Below are 17,290 nucleotides of genomic sequence, written 5' to 3'. Positions count from 1 at the left end.
GGATCGGCGCGAAAGGCGGCTTTGCGGGCTTACATATACAGCTAAGGGCGTGGTTTGAAGATGCCGAAGGGACGTCCTACAGGCAGGAATGTACGACCAAAATGTGCATTCAGAACGGCGGCTCCTGTACCGTACAGTGAGAGCAGGCCGATGCCCATTTCAGCATAAGCGGCGATGGTATGGAATACCTCTGGGGCAACGCCGAATGCATCGAAGCTAAGACCGAGGAACAGAAAATCAATCAACACAAAAATAAAGAATAGAACCTTATGCGTCTCCATCGCTCCAATGGTCATGAAGAGCGTAAAGATGAGATAGCCCGCAAAAGCAAAGCCGAGCTGTTTGCCATCTACAGCAGACGCCAGCTCTGAGCCGAATACGCCCATTTTAATCATCCAGCTACTGGCTACGGCTAACCAGAAGAAGGCGTAAGCACCAAATGCCGTCATGCCAAAGGTGTTGTTATGCTTTGCATCCTGAATGCAGGCAAACAGCTGTGCAAAGGCACCGAGAAAAATAGCCCAAGGGATGATGAAGCTCAAGCCTTCAGTGAGACCAAGTTTTTGGGATGAAGCCACAAGCGTTACGATAGCCAAGCCAAACAGGCCAATCGCGCTCGGATCGGCCGTTATGATTTTTACGTTAGAATGAGATTCATTTTGCATGAAAAAATAGAAGCCTCCAATAATGTTCAAGTACGCGTCAATCTGCCGATGCCAGAATCACACTGACATATTGTAACGGAAACCGACGTACTCGCATAGTAGGTAATTCATAAAATTCCTACCGATTGCGGTTGCCTGTATTGACGTTATTACGCCCGCCCTCAATACTGACTGATTTGCCTGAAGTATCTGTGATGTTGTCCTTAATTTCATTGGAGTTGGAATTGGTAACCCGTATTCCTATGTTGGAGAATCCGGAGTGTGTAGTCATCTCGTTACCAATAATTTTGTTATTGTTTGCGTCAGCAAGGCGAATCACTGCTTCTGGATTAAGTGAAGAATTGGTTTGAATAAATTCATTGTCGGTAAAAGTATTGCCATCCGATTGGACTAGAAGACCTTGCAGGGATGCATTTTTTACAGTATTTCCGTATACATGGTTATCTGTTGCTCCAGTCAGGACAAAGATCCCGCGCGGGTAATTTTCAATCACATTATTGTTTACAGTATTGTGGGCACCATTATTAGGGATACGAATGCCTGCGTATCCGTCAGATTGATGGGTCTTGTTGATAATTTGGTTCCCGGTCACTGTCGTGTAGGTTGCGCGTGACAAATTGATTCCACTGCCACCGCCCGAATTAGTAATCTGGTTATTCGTAATTTTGACGTTGCGGAACTCACCTGCCGGGAAGCTCTCGTGTCCGGTGGCAATAGCATGTCCATTATTCCGGTCAAAGCGGCTATTGGTAATCTCTGAATCTCTCGTTCTGCGGAGAAGAGCTCCGATCGTTGTATCGCAAATTTCCACGCGATCCAGCGTGAAGTGAGAGACGGCCACTTCCATAATAATACCGCCTACCTGACTTTCGCCACGGGCTTCACGGTTCGCACGGTCTGCGTCAATGGTGAGATTGGATAACTTCACGTCTAGTCGGTCAGAATTGTTTCGTACAATCGGATCCCCAACGACGTATTGGCTTTTAGACCCTGTCTTTTTGAAAATCGTTTTTCCCATTCCGTCACCGTTCAGACTAACCCCGGCATATAAACGAATAGATTCGTCAACCAAGTACGTGCCTTTTGGGAAATAGACGGTTCCCTCCATTCCCCGGTCATAGAAATACTTCAATGCATTCTGAATTTCCTTTGACTGTGAGGTATTCGAGTTGGCTTTAACGCCAAAATCCTTGGCATTAATTACATTGTCAGCTGCTCGGGCTACATGGATGTCTCCCATAGAATTTTGAATAACGAACGCAATGATAGCTAGGAGTAGGAAGCTAAACCTGACCTTCCGATTAAAGACATTTGACATGGTACATATTCCTCGCCACAAAATAGTTGAATTAATTACATATTTATCCTTTATACTTTAGGTCAAAATGGGTTTTATTTCAATCCTTGAGTATCTCTGTCTAGCGATTGGGCAAGGATTATTAAAGGATTATTAAATGGTGTTACCGCAGAATTTGTGATAATATTTACACCTATATAGAATGAGGAAGTGACATAGTGATTAATATAACGATTCCGACTCCGGATATCACGATTACCAAACAGGTTAACCCTGAGCTCAGCCATATTTACGGATTTACAGATTTTCACCTGATCCCTAGAGATAAGGCGGGTATCTTTATGTTCTACAACGCGCAGGAGGAATTGCTGTTCGTTGGTAAAGCAAGAAAGCTGAGACAAAGAATCAAAAAGCATTTTGAAGATACCGTATCGCCGATCAAGGACAACCGGAACGAAGTGGCGATTATCGAGGTTTGTATTGTGGAAGATGCGGTAGAGCGAGAAATTTATGAAACCTACATCATCAATTCACAAAAGGCTAAATATAACGTCGAAAAAGTGTTTTTTAAGTAACGAAGTAACTACCGTATGAAAAAAAGAGCAATAAGTCGCAGTGATTGCACTGCCCTTATTGCTCTTTTGTATTACTGTATTTTAGATCCTTCCAGAGAGGGTGCCGTGGTATGAACAAAACAGACCGTTTGCTAGCTATCTTGCTAGAGTTGCAGCGTAAGGATATTTTACGAGCTGAGGATTTGGCGGCCATATTCGAAACGAGTGTGAGAACCATCTATCGGGATATTCAGGCTCTAAGTGAATCGGGCGTACCGATTGTAGGAGCACCGGGCATTGGATATTCCTTGATGGAGGGGTACTTCCTGCCTCCCGTGAGCTTTACCGCAGAAGAGGCTGTGGCGTTGTTAATCGGGACGGATTTTGTCGAACAAAAGTTTGATACAAACTATGGCAATAAGGCGCAAGCTTCACGCAGGAAAATTGAAGCTATTTTACCGGAGAGCGTCCGCAGGGAAGTTTCCCGGGTGCGTACGACCATCAGACTGCTCGCGGTGGGTAAAGGGGCAAACCATAGAGAGAAAACCTATTTGGAAACGCTGCGTCTCGCTGTATTGGAAAAACGAAAGGTACAGTTTGGCTACTCCAAAAGAATGCCAGAGGCTGACGGGAATCGTCAAAGTGTGCGTGTGGTCGCTCCCTACGGTCTGGTATTGCTTCATGGTTCGTGGGTTTTAATCGGGCAATGCGAATTGCGGCAGCAGCTACGGCACTTCCGTTTGTCACGTATGGACGAACTTATCGTGCTGGAGGACAGCTATCCGTTACCTGTCGATTTTAATTTGCAGGATTACAAGCAAACCGATGACCGCCATGTAAGTGTTCGCATACTAGCTCGTTCGAGTATCGCAGATAAAGTGAAGGAAGCGAACAATTTTTACATGGAGGCCATAGAGGAGCGTGCGGATGGACTGCATGTACTCTTCCGCGTCAGACAGCCGGAGGAATTACTGCAATGGATACTCGGGTGGGGCGCAGATGTGGTTGTGCTGGAGCCTGAATCGCTTCGGGAGCGGGTACGTGCGGAAGTGGAAAAAATGTTGAAATGCTACTGACATAATGCTGTCAGTAGCATTTTTGTATAGTAAAGCTACTTGAAGGAGAGGGGCAGTTAATAGTATATGAATACAACAACCGAAACATTGCAGCGTTTTGAAGAAACGGTACAACACTATCTTCTTGAATTGGACAGCTTTAGCCTGGAGCAATTGCAGTACACACCGCAGGAGGGCGAATGGTCACTTGGACAAATGTACCTTCATTTGGTGAACTCTGCTCTTTATATGCATCTTAGGAACATTGATCTTTGTCTAAAGTCTGATGGGGAGACGGGGGCTAAAACGGAGGCAGGCACGGCCGTTTTTAATCTGGGAGGCTTTCCGCCAATACGTATCCAAGTCCCACCATCCCCGCAGTACACTCCCCCACAACCGACTAGCAAAGAAGAGATTGTGGAGGGATTAAACGCTGTGATCCGCAAAATGAGAGAGATTGAGCCGACCGTTGGGAAATCAACAGGGCCGTCTACCGTATCTCATCCTAGTTTCGGCGCGTTGAATGCTGGAGAGTGGTTTACGCTCATCGAGATGCATTATCGTCATCATCTTTTGCAGAAGGAGCGCTTGAAGCACGCAATAGCCGATTAATCGTCTCCCGGCGCAGCCCGATGAACTGTCCGATTTCCTCCTGCGTCAGCACGTCCGTTAGCGTTGCGGGTGCGATGTAGGAGTGGAACCAGCGTTGAAGCTTCCGAAGCTTCTCGGCAGGTGATACCTCGGTGAGCTGGTCAATTCGTTGCTGCATCATGCGTAACTTGTCCTGTAGCTGCAAAGCGATAGCCCGACATTGCGCCGGATCTTGCTCTAGCGACTGATACCATTCTTTTTGCGACAGAACCTCAACCTCAGAGGTTACCAGCGCCATCGCTGTACCATAATAAGGATTGGGACTGATCAGGGAGTGGTGCGGGATGATTTCATCGGGCACAATCACATTAACTAAAATTTGCGAGCCGTCTTCATGGACTCGGATAATTTTTAACAAGCCACTCTTTAAGTGATATAAAGGGCCGGATTCCCCTTGTCGAAATAGGGTCTCGCCTTTGTGTAATATCATGAACGTGTACAGCCTCCATTTCATGTATTCCAGCTTTTAGATAAACCCGCCATTGACGCGGAGCGTCTGCCCGGTAACCCACTGTGATTTGGCGCTGACTAGGAACTCAATCACATCAGCGATATCTTCTGGTTCACCGAGACGACCCATAGCATTCATTTTCTTCATGCCTTCGATCTGCTGTTCGGTTTTTCCTGCTTGAAAAAGCTCGGTGTTCACAGGACCGGGAGCCACGGCGTTGATCGTAATTTGCTTGCTTCCGAACTCCTTGGCAAGCTGACGGGTAAATTGCTCCACCGCGCCTTTCGTACCCGCGTATACGCTATAGGTCGGAAACATTTGTCCGATCACGGACGTGGACAGGTTCACGATTCTTCCGTAGTTCTCCATGTATTTCATCGCTTGCTGACAGGCAAAGAAGGTACCCTTTACATTCAGTGCAAATTGTTTGTCAAAATCAGCTTCGGTCACCTCAGCCAGAGGTTTGGTGATCATCAGCCCAGCGTTGTTAACCAGGATATCCACTTTGCCGAATTCAGCAATCGTATTTGTAAATAATGCTTCAATATCACTCATCTTGCCCAGATCAGCGTGGAGCGCTATGGCTTTTCCGCCTTTTTGAATAATGCCCTCCACGACTTCTTTGGCTTTGTCCGGACTGCTGGCATAATTGATGACTACATTAGCACCCAGATCAGCTAGTTGCTTGGCAATGACACGTCCAATTCCTCTGGAGGACCCGGTGATAATCGCTGTTTTTCCGTTCAAATGCGTCATATGTGTTTAGCCTTCTTTCCATATATTTTTTAAAAGATTCCTTTTTCTAAAAGCATCCACACATCCGAAAACTCCTGATCAATCGCAGGACTCTTCCATTCGTAAGCATGAGCGGGATGATGAAACCGGGCTGTGGCATAGAAAAGGGTACGCGCCAGTTGGGCTGGGTGATCCGATGTGATGCCTCCGCGTGCAATGATATCAGCGAGCTGATCCACAATGTGGGCGATATGCTGGTCGATTAAATCAGCGGCTTGCTCGGTGACCCTCGTATACATCTCGAACATTTCCTCGTCGTCGCGGGCATAATACTGTTTGAGTTCAACCAAGGTCTGTATATATCGTTTTAAATGTGGCGTTCCCAGTATAGATGAATTCTGACAGACCTCCGTTAACGGGCCAATAATCTTTTCATTCAGCCATTTTTCGGTCACGCCTTCAAGGAGCTCAGCTTTACTTTTAAAGTGTCGGTAAATGGTGCCATGACTTACTCCCAATACTTTGGCAACATCGGTCACGGAGGTTTTGGCTACACCAAAACGCCTAAGTGTGTCTTCTGTAGCAATGAGAATCTGTTCCTTGGTTAATATATCTGAGGATTTTTCCATAGAGACACGGCTAAGTTGCCGTGTGAGTCACCTCCTTGAATTCAGGATAACACAAAGAGTATCAAATGACAAATATACATATTTGTCATTTGATACTCTTTTCTGAAATAATCCAAAGAAGTGAACAGAAAAACTACAATAGCGATTCGATGACAGGATCAATGGCACAGGGCTCCGTTGTTACTTCAAACCTTCCTTTTACATAGCCATCGCGATCGACCAGGAATTTAGAAAAATTCCACTTGATACCGTCGCCAGCGTATATTTCCGGATACTTATCCTGCAGGAAATCCTCCATCCATTGACCGTCTTTAGTTAGGGTATCGAAGCCTTGAAACGGTGCCTGTTGGGTCAGATATTGAAATAAAGGATGAGGAGATGAGCCTCTTACATCCGTCTTCTCAAATAGTGGGAAGGTTACTCCATGGTTAATTTGGCAGAATCCCTGAACCTCCGAATTGCTACCCGGCTCTTTTTCATTGAATTGGTTACAAGGAAACGCAAGGATTTCAAAACCTTGTTCCCTCCGTCTTTCGTAGAGCTTCTGCAGATCAGCGAATTGACTAGAGAAGCTACACTTGCTGGCTGTGTTTACAATGAGAAGAACCTTTCCTCTGTAGTCTGAGAATTCAATCGGTTTCCCGTTAATTGAGGTTGCCTGAAAATCATAAATAGACATGTTACGTTCCTCCTCACGTTATTTTTAATACATCATATATCCAAAATTATTATTGGTCTAATATATTATTGGAATCAAATTTATAGGTATTTACAATAACTTCGTCATGCAAAGAACACATTGTCCATCTCTCTCTTGAAATCAAAGAAGACTCGACCTAGAGAAAGTAGGAGATTTGCCTCTTTCATAGCAAACTGTGGCATTCGCCGTTACCAAGATAGAATATAGATGCATATTCATGTAATGTGTGCAAAAACCCAACAGAATAGAGGGATATTCGTGCCCATTGGAAAGATGATTCAATACAAGGAAATGCGACAACATCCCGTTTTACGTTCTCATTTGCCTGAAACCCGCTGGATTAGTAATGCAAGGACTTTACGGATGCTGGATACCTATCGCACCGTCTTCATCAAGCCTAATTATGGGAGTGGAGGGACTGGCATCATCCGTGCGAAAAAGCTGGGGAGGAAATATGAGGTTCGTTGCGGCTCCAGTCGCAGAGTCGTTAGATCCCACGCCGTAAAAAGAGCAATTAGAACCTATCGGAGGCCTCATCGTCGTTATTTGGTACAGCAAGGACTTAAGTTAGCCAAGTACAAAGGTTCGATTTTTGATGCCAGAGTGTACATGCAGAAGCCGGAATCGGAATGGGTCATTTCAGGAATAACCGGCCGTGTGGCTGCACCTCAAAAAGTCGTTACTAACTATCGGAGGGGAGGACATGCGGCGCCGTTGTCCAAAGTGCTTTTAAGGGTCTTTAAAAATGACAGAACGAAAATGAAAGACATTCTGGACCAGATCATCGAGCTTTCTAGAATGATTGCCGACACGATAGATAAAAATCATCCGGTTCGCGAGCTGGGCATCGATCTTGCTATTGAGAAGAGCGGCCAAATCTGGATTATCGAGGCCAATCCGCATCCCGGACATATGTTGTTCAGGCAGCTCCCCAATCATAAGATGATTCGCAACATTTTGAGAAACAAACGTCGTATTCATCATTAGGATAAAGTTTTTGAAATCATTCATTGATAAGAAAAGGAGGAGAACGCCCAAGCAAAGGTGCGGGAGCGTTCTCCGTTTTTTTATGCTCTATGGCAGCACTCTCATATTGATGATGGCCGATAAGAAATTATACAGTTACTTACATGGATGGGGTAATAGCATACATAGTACATTTGACAAGGGAGTGCCTACTTATTCAGGAACTATAAAGCTGTTTGACAACGGGGTAGTGATTTATGAAGGGACAGCTAAAAATGGGTTAAGTATCCCTAGATATTAATGCAAGATTGCTATAAACCAAGCATAAGGAGACTTCAGGAGAACCAATTTTACATCGGTTCCTTGAGCCTCTTTTTTTGAGGCAGTATGCTGTAGTAGTAAATGGGGAGCTAGGCATAAAGTTCACAAAATGTTCACTTATGTGGAGGTTTGGACTATTTATATAATTACCAAGGTAAACAGAAGGGATGATGGAATTGCCAACAACGAAGAAAGAAAATTTTTATTTTGGTTTAATGATGTGCTTGGGGATGGTCGTATTCATGACATTTTATAATCTATATACAAATGGCTTGATTGGCACAATATCTCTAAAAGTAATGCTTCTTCAATTTATTTTATGTTTTATCACTGCTTTCGTATTGGAATTATTTATTGTCGGTCCAGTAGCAAAGAAAATAGCTTTTTCATTATCATACGACAAATCTAAAAAGGTATTAGTGATTCTATCCCTTTCATGTTGTATGGTCATTGGAATGGTTCTTTGTATGTCACTTTATGGATTGGGGACTGCTTACTTTTTTAATAGTCTTCCGGGAGACTCATTACTTAAAAATTACTTTTCTTTAGTTTTTAAGAATTTTATTTTTGCTTTCCCTCTACAACTCTTAATTGTAGGACCGCTTGTTCGGTATTTATTTGTTAAATTCGTGAAAAATACAAGAATTGGGATGTCTTTAGCAAAAACGTAAGTTAATGACGGTATACGATAGTTCAACAACCGCCTTCTTGCTGGGAAGGCAGTTTGTTTTTTACCCAGAAGTCCCAGTGTCTTTACAGCGTTTGTCCGCTGTCTACGGTAATAATCTGGCCTGTTATGGCCTCCTGCTCTAATGCAGAGCACACCATGCTGGCAATATCTTCAGGCGTGGAAATGCGCTGTAGCAGCAAATGAGGAAACAGTTGCTTCATTTGTTCTTCCCTGCCGGCCCACCATCTTGTCGCTACCGCCCCCGGTACGATGCAATTGACTCGAATATCCGGCGCCAAGGCCCGTGCTAAAGATTTGGTCAGCCCGTGGACGGCTGCTTTGGATACCGCATAGGGAAGCGAGGAACCTAGCCCCGTTTGTCCTGCTATACTTCCCAGATTGACGATAGCTCCTTGTTTATTACGCATCATAAAAGGAGCTACGGCTCTGGCACAGTAAAACATGCCTTTCACATTTACATCAAAAAGATCATCCCACACTTCTTCCGTGGCTGCCTCCAGATCATCCATAGGAATGTGATGTGTAATGCTGGCGTTATTCACCAGTACATCAACTGTACCGAATTGCTGGACAATCTGGTCGACCATAGTTCGAACCTCCTTATCTCGGGAAACATCTGCCTGTAATGCGATAGCACGTCCTCCCTTTTCAAGTATCATACGTACGGTGTCCTCTGCATCGTTTTTAGAGCGCGAATAGTTTACGACCACCGTAGCCCTTCGATCTGCCAACGCCATACATACGGCTCTCCCAATTCCTGTACCTCCACCTGTAACCAGTGCTACTTTTTGATGTAAATCCATGTATATCCGCTCCTTCTCTAACCAGTTAATTTCGCGTTTGAAAAATAATATGATCTGATATGTATCATTGTAGAGGATGTATTATATTCTGTATAATTGAATTAACTGAACTTATAATTCAATAAAATTGAATTAAATGTGCAATTAGGAGTATGAGAATGGATATTAAAACACTCAAAACATTTCAAATGATTGTGAATTACGGAAGTTTTATTCGTGCAGCGGAAGAGTTGAATTATGCACAATCTACCGTGACGATGCAAATACAGAAGCTGGAATCCGATATGGGAATTCAACTGATTGAACGGGGCAAGAAAATAAAGTTAACTAAAGCGGGCAGGATGTTTTACGAGCAAAGTCTATATATTGTAAAGGACATGGAGCAATTACAAAAAAATATGGAGGATCTGCAAAGGGGAAACGCAGGCCATATTCGTATAGGAGTGACCGAACCGACCGCCAGTTACCGACTACCAGGAATTCTAAAACAATTCTTAACCCATTATCCGAACATTCGGATTTCTGTCGAGTTTGGGAATACCCCCACGTTAAGCGAGTGTGTTCTCAAGGGGGATATTGATTTAGCGCTATGTTCCGCACCGGATCTAGGTACAGAGCTATATTTTGAACCTTTATTTATGGAGAACTTTGTAGTTTTGATGCCTGAAAATCACCCGCTTGGGCAAAAAGAAAACATTGGGCCTGAGGATTTACAGGGACATCGGTTGCTTATTACGTCGGCCACCTGTCCGTATCGTCGCAAACTTGAAATGGTTATGAAGGAATATGCTATAACCACGATAGACACGATGGAGATTGGCAGTATGACAGCTCTAAAATTTTATGTAGAGAACGGATTGGGTATTGCCCTTGTGCCGCAAATTTTAGTGAATCCAGTTCCGACAGGAACAACGATGAGAGAACTAAGTGGCAGCTTGATAGATATGACTTTCGGTCTTCTTTGCAAAGCAACAGACTATCCGCTAAAGCTGGCAAGTTCAAGGCTATATTCTGTGTTGAAGCAGGAGCTCGGGGAATTGTCCTCGGTTCATTAAGCTAGAATAGGGGGGGGATGCAGGAAGATGTGCTTTCTGTCACCGTATGATGTAAATGATACGATGTAAAACCGACCGCAATAGGCAGCCGGTTCGTTTGTTTACTTTTTCATAATCGGAATCCAAACTTCACTTCGGTAGTCTTCGGCATGAGCATCTCCCATACTATACACTTCCAGCTCCGGGCCGCCTGAATGCTCATAATTGCTAGCAGGGAACCATTCCTGAAAAATTCTTTGCCATACATTCTGGATCGAATGAGGCATAGGGCCAATGGATGTAAACACTCCGTAAAGGCCGTTTTCTCTACAATTTTGTAATCCATTTCCTGATCTCCCTTCAACGATAGATGGAAGGTGATGCGTGGAAAGGCTTTCAGGTTCACCCCAGGGCTTCTGGCCTCAGTGGGAGAAATACCGTGTACCTTTCGGAACGCTTTAGAAAAAGATTCGGGGGAATCATATCCGTATTTGAACGCTACATCGAGCACCTTGGCGGAAGAAAGACTCAATTCCTGAGCAGCCAGGGTCAATCGACGTTTACGCACATATTCTGCTACCGTGACGCCGGTTAGCATATGAAACATACGCTGAAAGTGAAAGGGAGACGAATAGGCTGCTTTTGCAATTTCATCAATTCGAGTGGCTGCTGCATTCTTTCTTCCATCAGATCCAGTGCGTTCTTGATCCGAAGTAACCATTCCAACTTGCATCACCTTCCTTGGTTGTAATCATATCATTGGTGGTGTCTGTAATCCTGTCATTGCGTGCTTTTGTGGAACAGGATACCATCAGCCTGCCCCCTTGTGTTCATAATTAAAATTTGGGACAATAGAAGAAGCGTTTGAATAGCGTAGACTGCTTAAACATGCTATGATGCAATGATAGTTGAGACGAATGGTGATGGCTGTAATTTATATAGAGAAAGACGAATTTTAACGTTTTGAAAAGAGGATCGAACATGAAAAAAGAATCCATTTATGGATTAACGCTAGATCAATTGACAGCATGGCTCATAGAGCATGGACATAAGAAATCCCGGGCATTGCAGGTATGGGACGCATTGTACCGGAAGCGGGTTACTGATTTTGCAGCGATGGCAGAGGTTCATGAGAATTGTACTCGCCTATTGGCAGAGCACTTTTCCATTGAAACACTAGAGGAACACGTGAAGCAACAGTCAGCAGACGGGACGGTCAAGTTTTTGTTCCGGCTTCAGGATGGTAATTTGATAGAGACTGTATTGATGCGGCATAAGTTTGGACTGTCTGTATGTGTGACGACACAGGTGGGCTGTAACATTGGATGCAGCTTCTGTGCGAGCGGACTGTTGAAGAAGAGTCGTGACCTGTCCAGCGGTGAAATTGTAGAGCAAATTATGAAGGTGCAGCTGTATCTGGACAAGGAACGTCCGGGCGACCGGGTCAGTCACGTCGTTGTGATGGGAATTGGCGAACCATTTGATAACTTCGTGAACCTGTCCGATTTCATTCGGGTCATTAAGGATCACAAAGGGCTGGCGATTGGGCCGCGGCATATTACCGTTTCCACAAGCGGACTTGCCGATAAAATCATTGAATTTGCAGATTCCGATCTGCACGTCAATCTTGCGATCTCCCTCCACGCTCCGAATAATGAGATTCGTACTCGCATTATGAAGATCAACCGGGCGATTCCGATTGAGAAACTAATGCAGGCGATTGATTATTATTTGGACAAAACGAATCGTCGGATTACACTGGAATACATCTTGCTGAAGGATGTTAATGACGGTAAGGAGCATGCGCTGGAACTGGCTGAGCTGGTGGGCCATCGTCGGAATCTGGCCAATGTAAACCTCATTCCGTACAATCCGGTGGATGAGCATAGCCAATACCAGCGGAGCGAATCGGAGTCGATTACTGGCTTCTATGATGTTCTGAAAAAACAAGGCATTAGCTGTAGTGTTCGGCTGGAGCATGGAGTCGACATTGACGCGGCCTGCGGACAGCTACGCAGCAAGCAAATCCGTAAAGATGCCAATGGCAGCCGCAATTCGGAGCGCGAAGCCATTAGTTAAATGCACAAGCGTACTCTCTAACAGGAGTACGCTTTTTTGTACCACGAGCCACAGCGCGAAACGTTATTCGAAAATGTGAAAATAGTCACGTAATAGTTGCTGCTTTTACGTTATAGTGAGTGGTTAGTGGAGGGGTTATATGGCTAACGTAATTTCAAATGTGGCGCTCGTTCCGGGCATTTATGTGATGAAAATAGAGGGGAACTTTAGAGGGAGCATGGGGCAGTTTTACATGCTGCGCAGCGGGACAGGTTACCCACTGCTGCCCAGACCCATCAGCATTTATGATATCGGAGAAGAGAGCATTTCCTTTTTATACCGGGTTGTTGGAGAGGGGACAAATCTGTTTTCCCAGCTACAGCCTGGTCAGGAGATTCAGTTGGAAGGGCCTTTCGGAAACGGTTTTCCGCAAGTAGAGGGCAGTTTGGCTTTAATTGGCGGTGGCATGGGTACAGCTCCATTGCTGTTGGCTGCAAAGTATTACCCGCATGCGCACGTTTATCTGGGGTTTGCACAGCAAGCCTTCGGAGTTGAGGCATTCGAAGCTGTGGCGGCATCTGTGCAGGTCAAGGTAGGGGGAAGCATCGTCGAACAGGTCGATCCAGTTCACTATGCGAGTATGTTTTCCTGCGGGCCAACTCCGATGTTACAAGCCCTCGCAATGAAAACGGTGGGTACGTCGTCCCGTTTATATATCTCAACAGAAAGACACATGGCCTGTGGTATTGGTGCATGTTTGGGCTGCACCATGCGTACCCGTGGAGGCAATCGGAGGGTATGTAAGGAAGGGCCAGTATTCCCGGTGGAGGAGGTGGAGTTTGATGATCTCCATGGCGTGTAATATTGCGGGTGTACCGTTCAAAAACCCAATCATCATGGCTTCCGGTACGTTTGGATTCGGGCGTGAGTATGCGGAATTCTATTCTCCCGAACTTTTGGGTGGCATCGTCGGGAAGGGACTAACCCTTCATCCGAAGGCTGGTAATACTGGATCACGGATACACGAGACAGCATCCGGTATGCTCAATAGTGTAGGATTGGAAAATCCGGGTGTGGCGGCCTTTTTGAAGGATGAGCTGGATGACATGACACGTTGGAACACGGCTGTTATTGCCAATGTGGGCGGCTCCAATCTGGAGGAATACGTTCAGGCTGTAGCCATGATTACGGAAAATGCGCAAAAACGTCGCACAATGAACCGCAGGGGCGTCGATATGCTGGAATTGAACATTTCATGTCCCAATGTTAAGCAGGGTGGAATGCAATTTGGTATCCAGACGGAGGTAGCGCGGGAGGTCGTGCGGCAGGTGCGCAATGTGACGGCGCTTCCGTTGGTCGTCAAGCTATCCCCAAATGCTGAGAACATTACGCAGATGGCGGTCATGTGCGAGGAAGAAGGCGCGGACGGAGTTTCGCTGATCAATACATTTTCTGCAATGAAAATTGATATACGTCGGCGTCGCAGTGTTTTTGCCAATATGTATGCAGGTCTTTCCGGCCCGGCAATCAAGCCGATTGCCTTACGCATGGTTCATCAGGTGGCGCAGGCGGTGTCGATTCCCGTGATCGGGATGGGCGGGATCAGCTCGGTGGAGGATATTATTGAATTCACCATGGCAGGGGCTGCTGCAATTCAGGTGGGAACGTACAATTTTGTCCATTTGCATGCAGGGGCTGAGTTGGTATACGGCCTTGAACAATGGATGGAGCGGGAAAAGGTGCAGTCATTGGATGAGATACGGGGAATTTTGTGAATTTGGAACCTTTTTGCATACACTAAATTATATAAACCGGCTTGTCTTTAAAAGACAAGTCGGTTTTATATTTATTTACTGAAACAGCCCGTGCGTGACTAATGAGTGATATCGCACTTATTCAAAATGAACGAGATTTGATTTTCCAGCCGATGAATGGCTTCCTTGGATGCCTGGTCGTTCGCACCTTGTTCCTGAAGCGCGGCAAGCTCCTGCTTGAGCTGATGAAGGTCTTGTCCTGCATTGGCGCAGTTGTAATTACTTTCGAGATTTTCAATCATCCGATGTCCTCCATTTCGTTAGGTATACGTCCTTATTATGGAGAATTGGTTCTTCCTTATTCAGCATATTGTTTTATTTCAGATAGAGGCTGCGTTTGTTGTCGTTGGAGGTTTATACAGCTTGTAGATTAAAGAAGGAAATTGTCAAACGGTGTCGAATATCAAGGGATTATAGGAGCAGAAGACATGCTCTTCTTCCCAATGGAGAGCTTGAGAAAGAAGCTAGGTGATGGGGTTGCGGTTAAAAGGTAAGTCGAAACCGAGACGACAATTCAAATTTTCGCTACAGTTCATGATAATTATTTTGGTTGTTTTAGTTATCATTATTTCCTTAATTATATCCTTGCTTCTCATTCGTAATTTCGTGATTAACAAGCACTTTGATAATACGGAGGAAAAACTTTCCGGTATTGCCAAGGTGATTGCAAGTGACAGCGATGTTATTCGAAATGTCGAGCAGGGAGTTCCTGTGAAGCAGATTCAGGACTATTCTCTTAGAGTAATGAATAACGTTAATGTTGATTTTGTTGTCATTCTGAACCGCGATTTAATTCGGCTATCCCATCCGAATGCAACGATGATTGGCAAACCGTTTTCTGATCTGAATGATGCCAGAAGAACGCTATCTGGTCAGGGGCATTTTTCTGAAAATATAGGTATTTTAGGCAAAGGCTATCGATATTTTGCGCCGATATTTAATAAACAGAATGAGGTCATTGGCATTGTATGTGTAGGGCTGACCATGAGAACCCTAAATCATGATTTGATGCAGGCGCAGTATACCATTTTTGGAGGGCTGATGCTGGGGCTCTTTAGTGGAGTTCTGGGCGCGATCATTCTGGCTCAGAAAATCAAAACAATTTTATTTGGGCTTGAGCCGCAAGAGATAGCAACACGATTGCGCGAAAAAGAAATTATTGAAAATGAGGTCGCTGAAGGAATTATTGCCATTTCGGCTGACAAGAAAATTATGCTCATGAACAAAGAAGCTCAGGCCAAGTATCAACTGGCAAACCAAGACATGAAAGCCCCAATTGGCGAGCAGCTAGATACCAACTTTTATAACGTACTCTTCAAGAGAGTGTTTGATGATAAAAAGAAAATCAAGGATCGTTCGTTTTATGTGAATGGTATAGAAGTCATTGCGACAGTAACCCCTATCTATATAGAAAATGAGTTTTTTGGGGCAGTTGCAACGCTGCGCGACCAATCCGAGATGATTCATCTTAGCAACCAGTTAAGTGGTACAAAATATTATATTAACTCTCTTCGCGGACAGACTCATGAGTTTATGAACAAAATGCACGTAATATCCGGGCTGATTGAGATGAGGCAATATGCGGAGGTCAGTCAATATATTCAGCAGCTAAATCACCGGTATCAAGATGAGGTAGGCTTTCTGACTGAGAGAATTAAAGTTCCGGCATTAGCAGGTTTTATTATGGGTAAAATCAATGAAGCACGCGAACAGAATATTTCGGTTCATCTTGCAGAAAGCTCGAATGTCTCTAATGTAGAGATGCAGGATATCGTTCATGATGTCATACACATCCTGGGCAATTTTTTTGACAACGCCATAGACTCCATTTTACAAAAAAAACAACCTGGAAAAATTGAGTTGAAATTGAACTATGAGTCTGAGGGAAATGTATTCATTCTGAAAGTGAAAGATAATGGGTTGGGGATTGATTTTGAAATGCAAAAAAGAATATTTGAGCATGGCTTCTCAACCAAAGGAGAAGACAGAGGCTACGGCTTGAATCTGGTTAAAACCATGGTGGACAATCATCAGGGAATCATTGAGCTTGACAGCCAACCGGGCCTGGGAACCAGTATATATGTAGAGTTGCCCTGTGCATTGGAGGTGACAAATAAATGAAGGTTCTGATTGTTGAGGATGATCCAATGGTTGCTGAGCTCAATCAACAGTTTATTGAGCGCATGGACAATTTGGATGTTGTATGTAGGGCAGATACCGTCAAGAAAGCACAGGATTGTCTTCAAAAATGGACACCGGATCTGGTGCTGCTGGACGTTTATTTACCTGGAAAAAGCGGATTAACTTTATTATCACATATGCAGGAGCATCAGTATCATGCGTCGGTTATTTTAATTACGGCTGCAAAAGATATTCAAACGGTGAAGGAAGCTGTTTTTTATGGAGTTGCAGACTATTTAATTAAACCCTTTACATTCGAACGCTTTAAGCTGGCTGTTGAGAAAATCCAGCGTTTGGCCACTGTGATGGAGGAAGGGACCGGAATTAATCAAGCCGTTATTGACCATTATTTTAATAAAGAAGAGCACGCGGGTGTGGAAAAGAAAAAACCTGTTGAACATCCATCGCATAATCTATCGAAAAACCTGTCTAAAAATTTGTCCAAACTGACCATGACCACGATACTAAAGAGTATTCAAGAGCTGGACGGACCATTCTCGGTTGAAACGTTAGCCAGAGAAGTGGACTTGTCCCGTATCACGGTAAAAAAATATATTCAGTTCCTGGTGGACGATGGCTTTCTAGTTGAATCGATAGAATACCACAAGGTTGGTAGGCCGCTAATGCTCTATCAGTTGAATCCTGATTTAAAAGAACCGCCATTTCCATTGTAATCTGGAAATAG

The 17,290-nt window shown here is 44.5% G+C and carries 19 protein-coding genes and 1 pseudogene; 11 read left to right on the top strand and 9 right to left on the bottom strand.

Annotated elements, in window-relative coordinates; translation table 11 throughout:
• Positions 1-41 precede the first annotated feature (41 nt).
• Both AC6EJC_RS01320 and AC6EJC_RS01315 read right to left on the bottom strand, forming a co-directional pair.
• On the bottom strand, positions 42-665 hold the full coding sequence (locus tag AC6EJC_RS01320) for an acetate uptake transporter (RefSeq protein WP_444952389.1): 624 nt from the start codon (positions 663-665) through the stop codon (positions 42-44).
• A gap of 118 nt (positions 666-783) precedes the next feature.
• Positions 784-1,983, bottom strand: coding sequence for a glycosyl hydrolase family 28-related protein (locus AC6EJC_RS01315; protein ID WP_444952388.1), 1,200 nt, complete (start codon positions 1,981-1,983; stop codon positions 784-786).
• A gap of 197 nt (positions 1,984-2,180) precedes the next feature.
• Between AC6EJC_RS01315 and AC6EJC_RS01310 the strand changes: the two genes are divergently transcribed.
• The 3 genes from AC6EJC_RS01310 (at position 2,181) to AC6EJC_RS01300 (ending at position 4,183) form a co-directional block, all read left to right on the top strand.
• Positions 2,181-2,537, top strand: coding sequence for a nucleotide excision repair endonuclease (locus tag AC6EJC_RS01310; RefSeq protein ID WP_444952387.1), 357 nt, complete (start codon positions 2,181-2,183; stop codon positions 2,535-2,537).
• A gap of 110 nt (positions 2,538-2,647) precedes the next feature.
• Entirely contained in the window at positions 2,648-3,592 is a 945-nt protein-coding gene (locus AC6EJC_RS01305; RefSeq protein WP_444952386.1) for a helix-turn-helix transcriptional regulator, read from the top strand.
• Positions 3,593-3,658: 66 nt separating this feature from the next.
• Complete coding sequence (locus tag AC6EJC_RS01300; protein ID WP_444952385.1) at positions 3,659-4,183, top strand: DinB family protein; 525 nt, start codon at positions 3,659-3,661, stop codon at positions 4,181-4,183.
• On the opposite strand, the gene AC6EJC_RS01295 is transcribed toward AC6EJC_RS01300, so the two are convergent.
• The 4 genes from AC6EJC_RS01295 to AC6EJC_RS01280 form a co-directional block, all read right to left on the bottom strand.
• Positions 4,116-4,652, bottom strand: coding sequence for a Crp/Fnr family transcriptional regulator (locus AC6EJC_RS01295; RefSeq protein ID WP_444952384.1), 537 nt, complete (start codon positions 4,650-4,652; stop codon positions 4,116-4,118). The two genes, AC6EJC_RS01300 and AC6EJC_RS01295, sit on opposite strands and share 68 nt — an antisense overlap.
• Positions 4,653-4,688: 36 nt before the next feature.
• Entirely contained in the window at positions 4,689-5,429 is a 741-nt protein-coding gene (locus tag AC6EJC_RS01290; RefSeq protein WP_444952383.1) for an SDR family oxidoreductase, read from the bottom strand.
• A gap of 29 nt (positions 5,430-5,458) precedes the next feature.
• Positions 5,459-6,037: a TetR/AcrR family transcriptional regulator gene (locus AC6EJC_RS01285; protein ID WP_444952382.1), complete on the bottom strand. Its 579-nt coding sequence runs from the start codon at positions 6,035-6,037 to the stop codon at positions 5,459-5,461.
• Positions 6,038-6,170: 133 nt separating this feature from the next.
• Positions 6,171-6,716 carry a glutathione peroxidase gene (locus AC6EJC_RS01280; RefSeq protein ID WP_444952381.1) on the bottom strand — a complete coding sequence of 182 codons (546 nt, stop codon included), beginning with the start codon at positions 6,714-6,716 and terminating at the stop codon, positions 6,171-6,173.
• Between the two features lie 279 nt (positions 6,717-6,995).
• On the opposite strand from AC6EJC_RS01280, the gene AC6EJC_RS01275 reads away from it, so the two are divergent.
• The gene (locus AC6EJC_RS01275; protein ID WP_444952380.1) at positions 6,996-7,724 is read left to right on the top strand and encodes a YheC/YheD family protein; all 729 of its coding nucleotides are present in this window, start codon (positions 6,996-6,998) and stop codon (positions 7,722-7,724) included.
• 476 nt (positions 7,725-8,200) lie between these two features.
• Entirely contained in the window at positions 8,201-8,695 is a 495-nt protein-coding gene (locus tag AC6EJC_RS01270; RefSeq protein ID WP_444952379.1) for a DUF2798 domain-containing protein, read from the top strand.
• An 82-nt stretch (positions 8,696-8,777) separates the two neighbouring features.
• Here the strand turns inward: AC6EJC_RS01270 and AC6EJC_RS01265 are convergent, their stop codons facing one another.
• Positions 8,778-9,518, bottom strand: a complete 741-nt coding sequence (locus tag AC6EJC_RS01265) for an SDR family NAD(P)-dependent oxidoreductase (protein ID WP_444952378.1) — start codon at positions 9,516-9,518, stop codon at positions 8,778-8,780.
• 158 nt (positions 9,519-9,676) lie between these two features.
• On the opposite strand from AC6EJC_RS01265, the gene AC6EJC_RS01260 reads away from it, so the two are divergent.
• Positions 9,677-10,573 carry a LysR family transcriptional regulator gene (locus AC6EJC_RS01260; RefSeq protein ID WP_444952377.1) on the top strand — a complete coding sequence of 299 codons (897 nt, stop codon included), beginning with the start codon at positions 9,677-9,679 and terminating at the stop codon, positions 10,571-10,573.
• Between the two features lie 101 nt (positions 10,574-10,674).
• On the opposite strand, the pseudogene AC6EJC_RS01255 reads toward AC6EJC_RS01260, so the two are convergent.
• Positions 10,675-11,278 (bottom strand): annotated as a pseudogene (locus AC6EJC_RS01255) (AraC family transcriptional regulator).
• Positions 11,279-11,533: 255 nt separating this feature from the next.
• On the opposite strand from AC6EJC_RS01255, the gene rlmN reads away from it, so the two are divergent.
• From rlmN to AC6EJC_RS01240, 3 genes are all read left to right on the top strand, one after another.
• Entirely contained in the window at positions 11,534-12,631 is a 1,098-nt protein-coding gene (gene rlmN, locus AC6EJC_RS01250) for a dual-specificity RNA methyltransferase RlmN (RefSeq protein ID WP_444952376.1), read from the top strand.
• A gap of 139 nt (positions 12,632-12,770) precedes the next feature.
• A complete protein-coding gene (locus tag AC6EJC_RS01245) occupies positions 12,771-13,472 on the top strand; it encodes a dihydroorotate dehydrogenase electron transfer subunit (RefSeq protein ID WP_444952375.1) in 702 nt (233 codons plus the stop codon).
• On the top strand, positions 13,453-14,385 hold the full coding sequence (locus AC6EJC_RS01240; RefSeq protein WP_444952374.1) for a dihydroorotate dehydrogenase: 933 nt from the start codon (positions 13,453-13,455) through the stop codon (positions 14,383-14,385). The genes AC6EJC_RS01245 and AC6EJC_RS01240 overlap by 20 nt, the downstream gene beginning before the upstream one ends.
• Before the next feature lie 98 nt (positions 14,386-14,483).
• On the opposite strand, the gene AC6EJC_RS01235 is transcribed toward AC6EJC_RS01240, so the two are convergent.
• A complete protein-coding gene (locus AC6EJC_RS01235) occupies positions 14,484-14,666 on the bottom strand; it encodes a DUF2524 domain-containing protein (protein ID WP_444952373.1) in 183 nt (60 codons plus the stop codon).
• A gap of 229 nt (positions 14,667-14,895) precedes the next feature.
• On the opposite strand from AC6EJC_RS01235, the gene AC6EJC_RS01230 reads away from it, so the two are divergent.
• The gene (locus AC6EJC_RS01230) at positions 14,896-16,545 is read left to right on the top strand and encodes an ATP-binding protein (RefSeq protein ID WP_444952372.1); all 1,650 of its coding nucleotides are present in this window, start codon (positions 14,896-14,898) and stop codon (positions 16,543-16,545) included.
• On the top strand, positions 16,542-17,279 hold the full coding sequence (locus tag AC6EJC_RS01225; RefSeq protein WP_444952371.1) for a response regulator: 738 nt from the start codon (positions 16,542-16,544) through the stop codon (positions 17,277-17,279). The genes AC6EJC_RS01230 and AC6EJC_RS01225 overlap by 4 nt, the downstream gene beginning before the upstream one ends.
• Positions 17,280-17,290: the final 11 nt, after the last annotated feature.

The sequence above is a fragment of the Paenibacillus sp. TY11 genome (genome assembly GCF_059772165.1).
This window is presented reverse-complemented; position numbering and strand designations above follow the sequence as displayed.

Bases quoted from the DNA above. Each gene is read 5' to 3' on its own strand.
- rlmN (WP_444952376.1), top strand. From the start codon at position 11,534: ATGAAAAAAGAATCCATTTATGGATTAACGCTAGATCAATTGACAGCA.
- AC6EJC_RS01305 (WP_444952386.1), top strand. From the start codon at position 2,648: ATGAACAAAACAGACCGTTTGCTAGCTATCTTGCTAGAGTTGCAGCGT.
- AC6EJC_RS01290 (WP_444952383.1), bottom strand. From the start codon at position 5,429: ATGACGCATTTGAACGGAAAAACAGCGATTATCACCGGGTCCTCCAGA.
- AC6EJC_RS01280 (WP_444952381.1), bottom strand. From the start codon at position 6,716: ATGTCTATTTATGATTTTCAGGCAACCTCAATTAACGGGAAACCGATT.
- AC6EJC_RS01300 (WP_444952385.1), top strand. From the start codon at position 3,659: ATGAATACAACAACCGAAACATTGCAGCGTTTTGAAGAAACGGTACAA.
- AC6EJC_RS01260 (WP_444952377.1), top strand. From the start codon at position 9,677: ATGGATATTAAAACACTCAAAACATTTCAAATGATTGTGAATTACGGA.
- AC6EJC_RS01230 (WP_444952372.1), top strand. From the start codon at position 14,896: ATGGGGTTGCGGTTAAAAGGTAAGTCGAAACCGAGACGACAATTCAAA.
- AC6EJC_RS01295 (WP_444952384.1), bottom strand. From the start codon at position 4,652: ATGATATTACACAAAGGCGAGACCCTATTTCGACAAGGGGAATCCGGC.
- AC6EJC_RS01315 (WP_444952388.1), bottom strand. From the start codon at position 1,983: ATGTCAAATGTCTTTAATCGGAAGGTCAGGTTTAGCTTCCTACTCCTA.
- AC6EJC_RS01265 (WP_444952378.1), bottom strand. From the start codon at position 9,518: ATGGATTTACATCAAAAAGTAGCACTGGTTACAGGTGGAGGTACAGGA.
- AC6EJC_RS01320 (WP_444952389.1), bottom strand. From the start codon at position 665: ATGCAAAATGAATCTCATTCTAACGTAAAAATCATAACGGCCGATCCG.
- AC6EJC_RS01240 (WP_444952374.1), top strand. From the start codon at position 13,453: ATGATCTCCATGGCGTGTAATATTGCGGGTGTACCGTTCAAAAACCCA.
- AC6EJC_RS01225 (WP_444952371.1), top strand. From the start codon at position 16,542: ATGAAGGTTCTGATTGTTGAGGATGATCCAATGGTTGCTGAGCTCAAT.
- AC6EJC_RS01245 (WP_444952375.1), top strand. From the start codon at position 12,771: ATGGCTAACGTAATTTCAAATGTGGCGCTCGTTCCGGGCATTTATGTG.
- AC6EJC_RS01285 (WP_444952382.1), bottom strand. From the start codon at position 6,037: ATGGAAAAATCCTCAGATATATTAACCAAGGAACAGATTCTCATTGCT.
- AC6EJC_RS01235 (WP_444952373.1), bottom strand. From the start codon at position 14,666: ATGATTGAAAATCTCGAAAGTAATTACAACTGCGCCAATGCAGGACAA.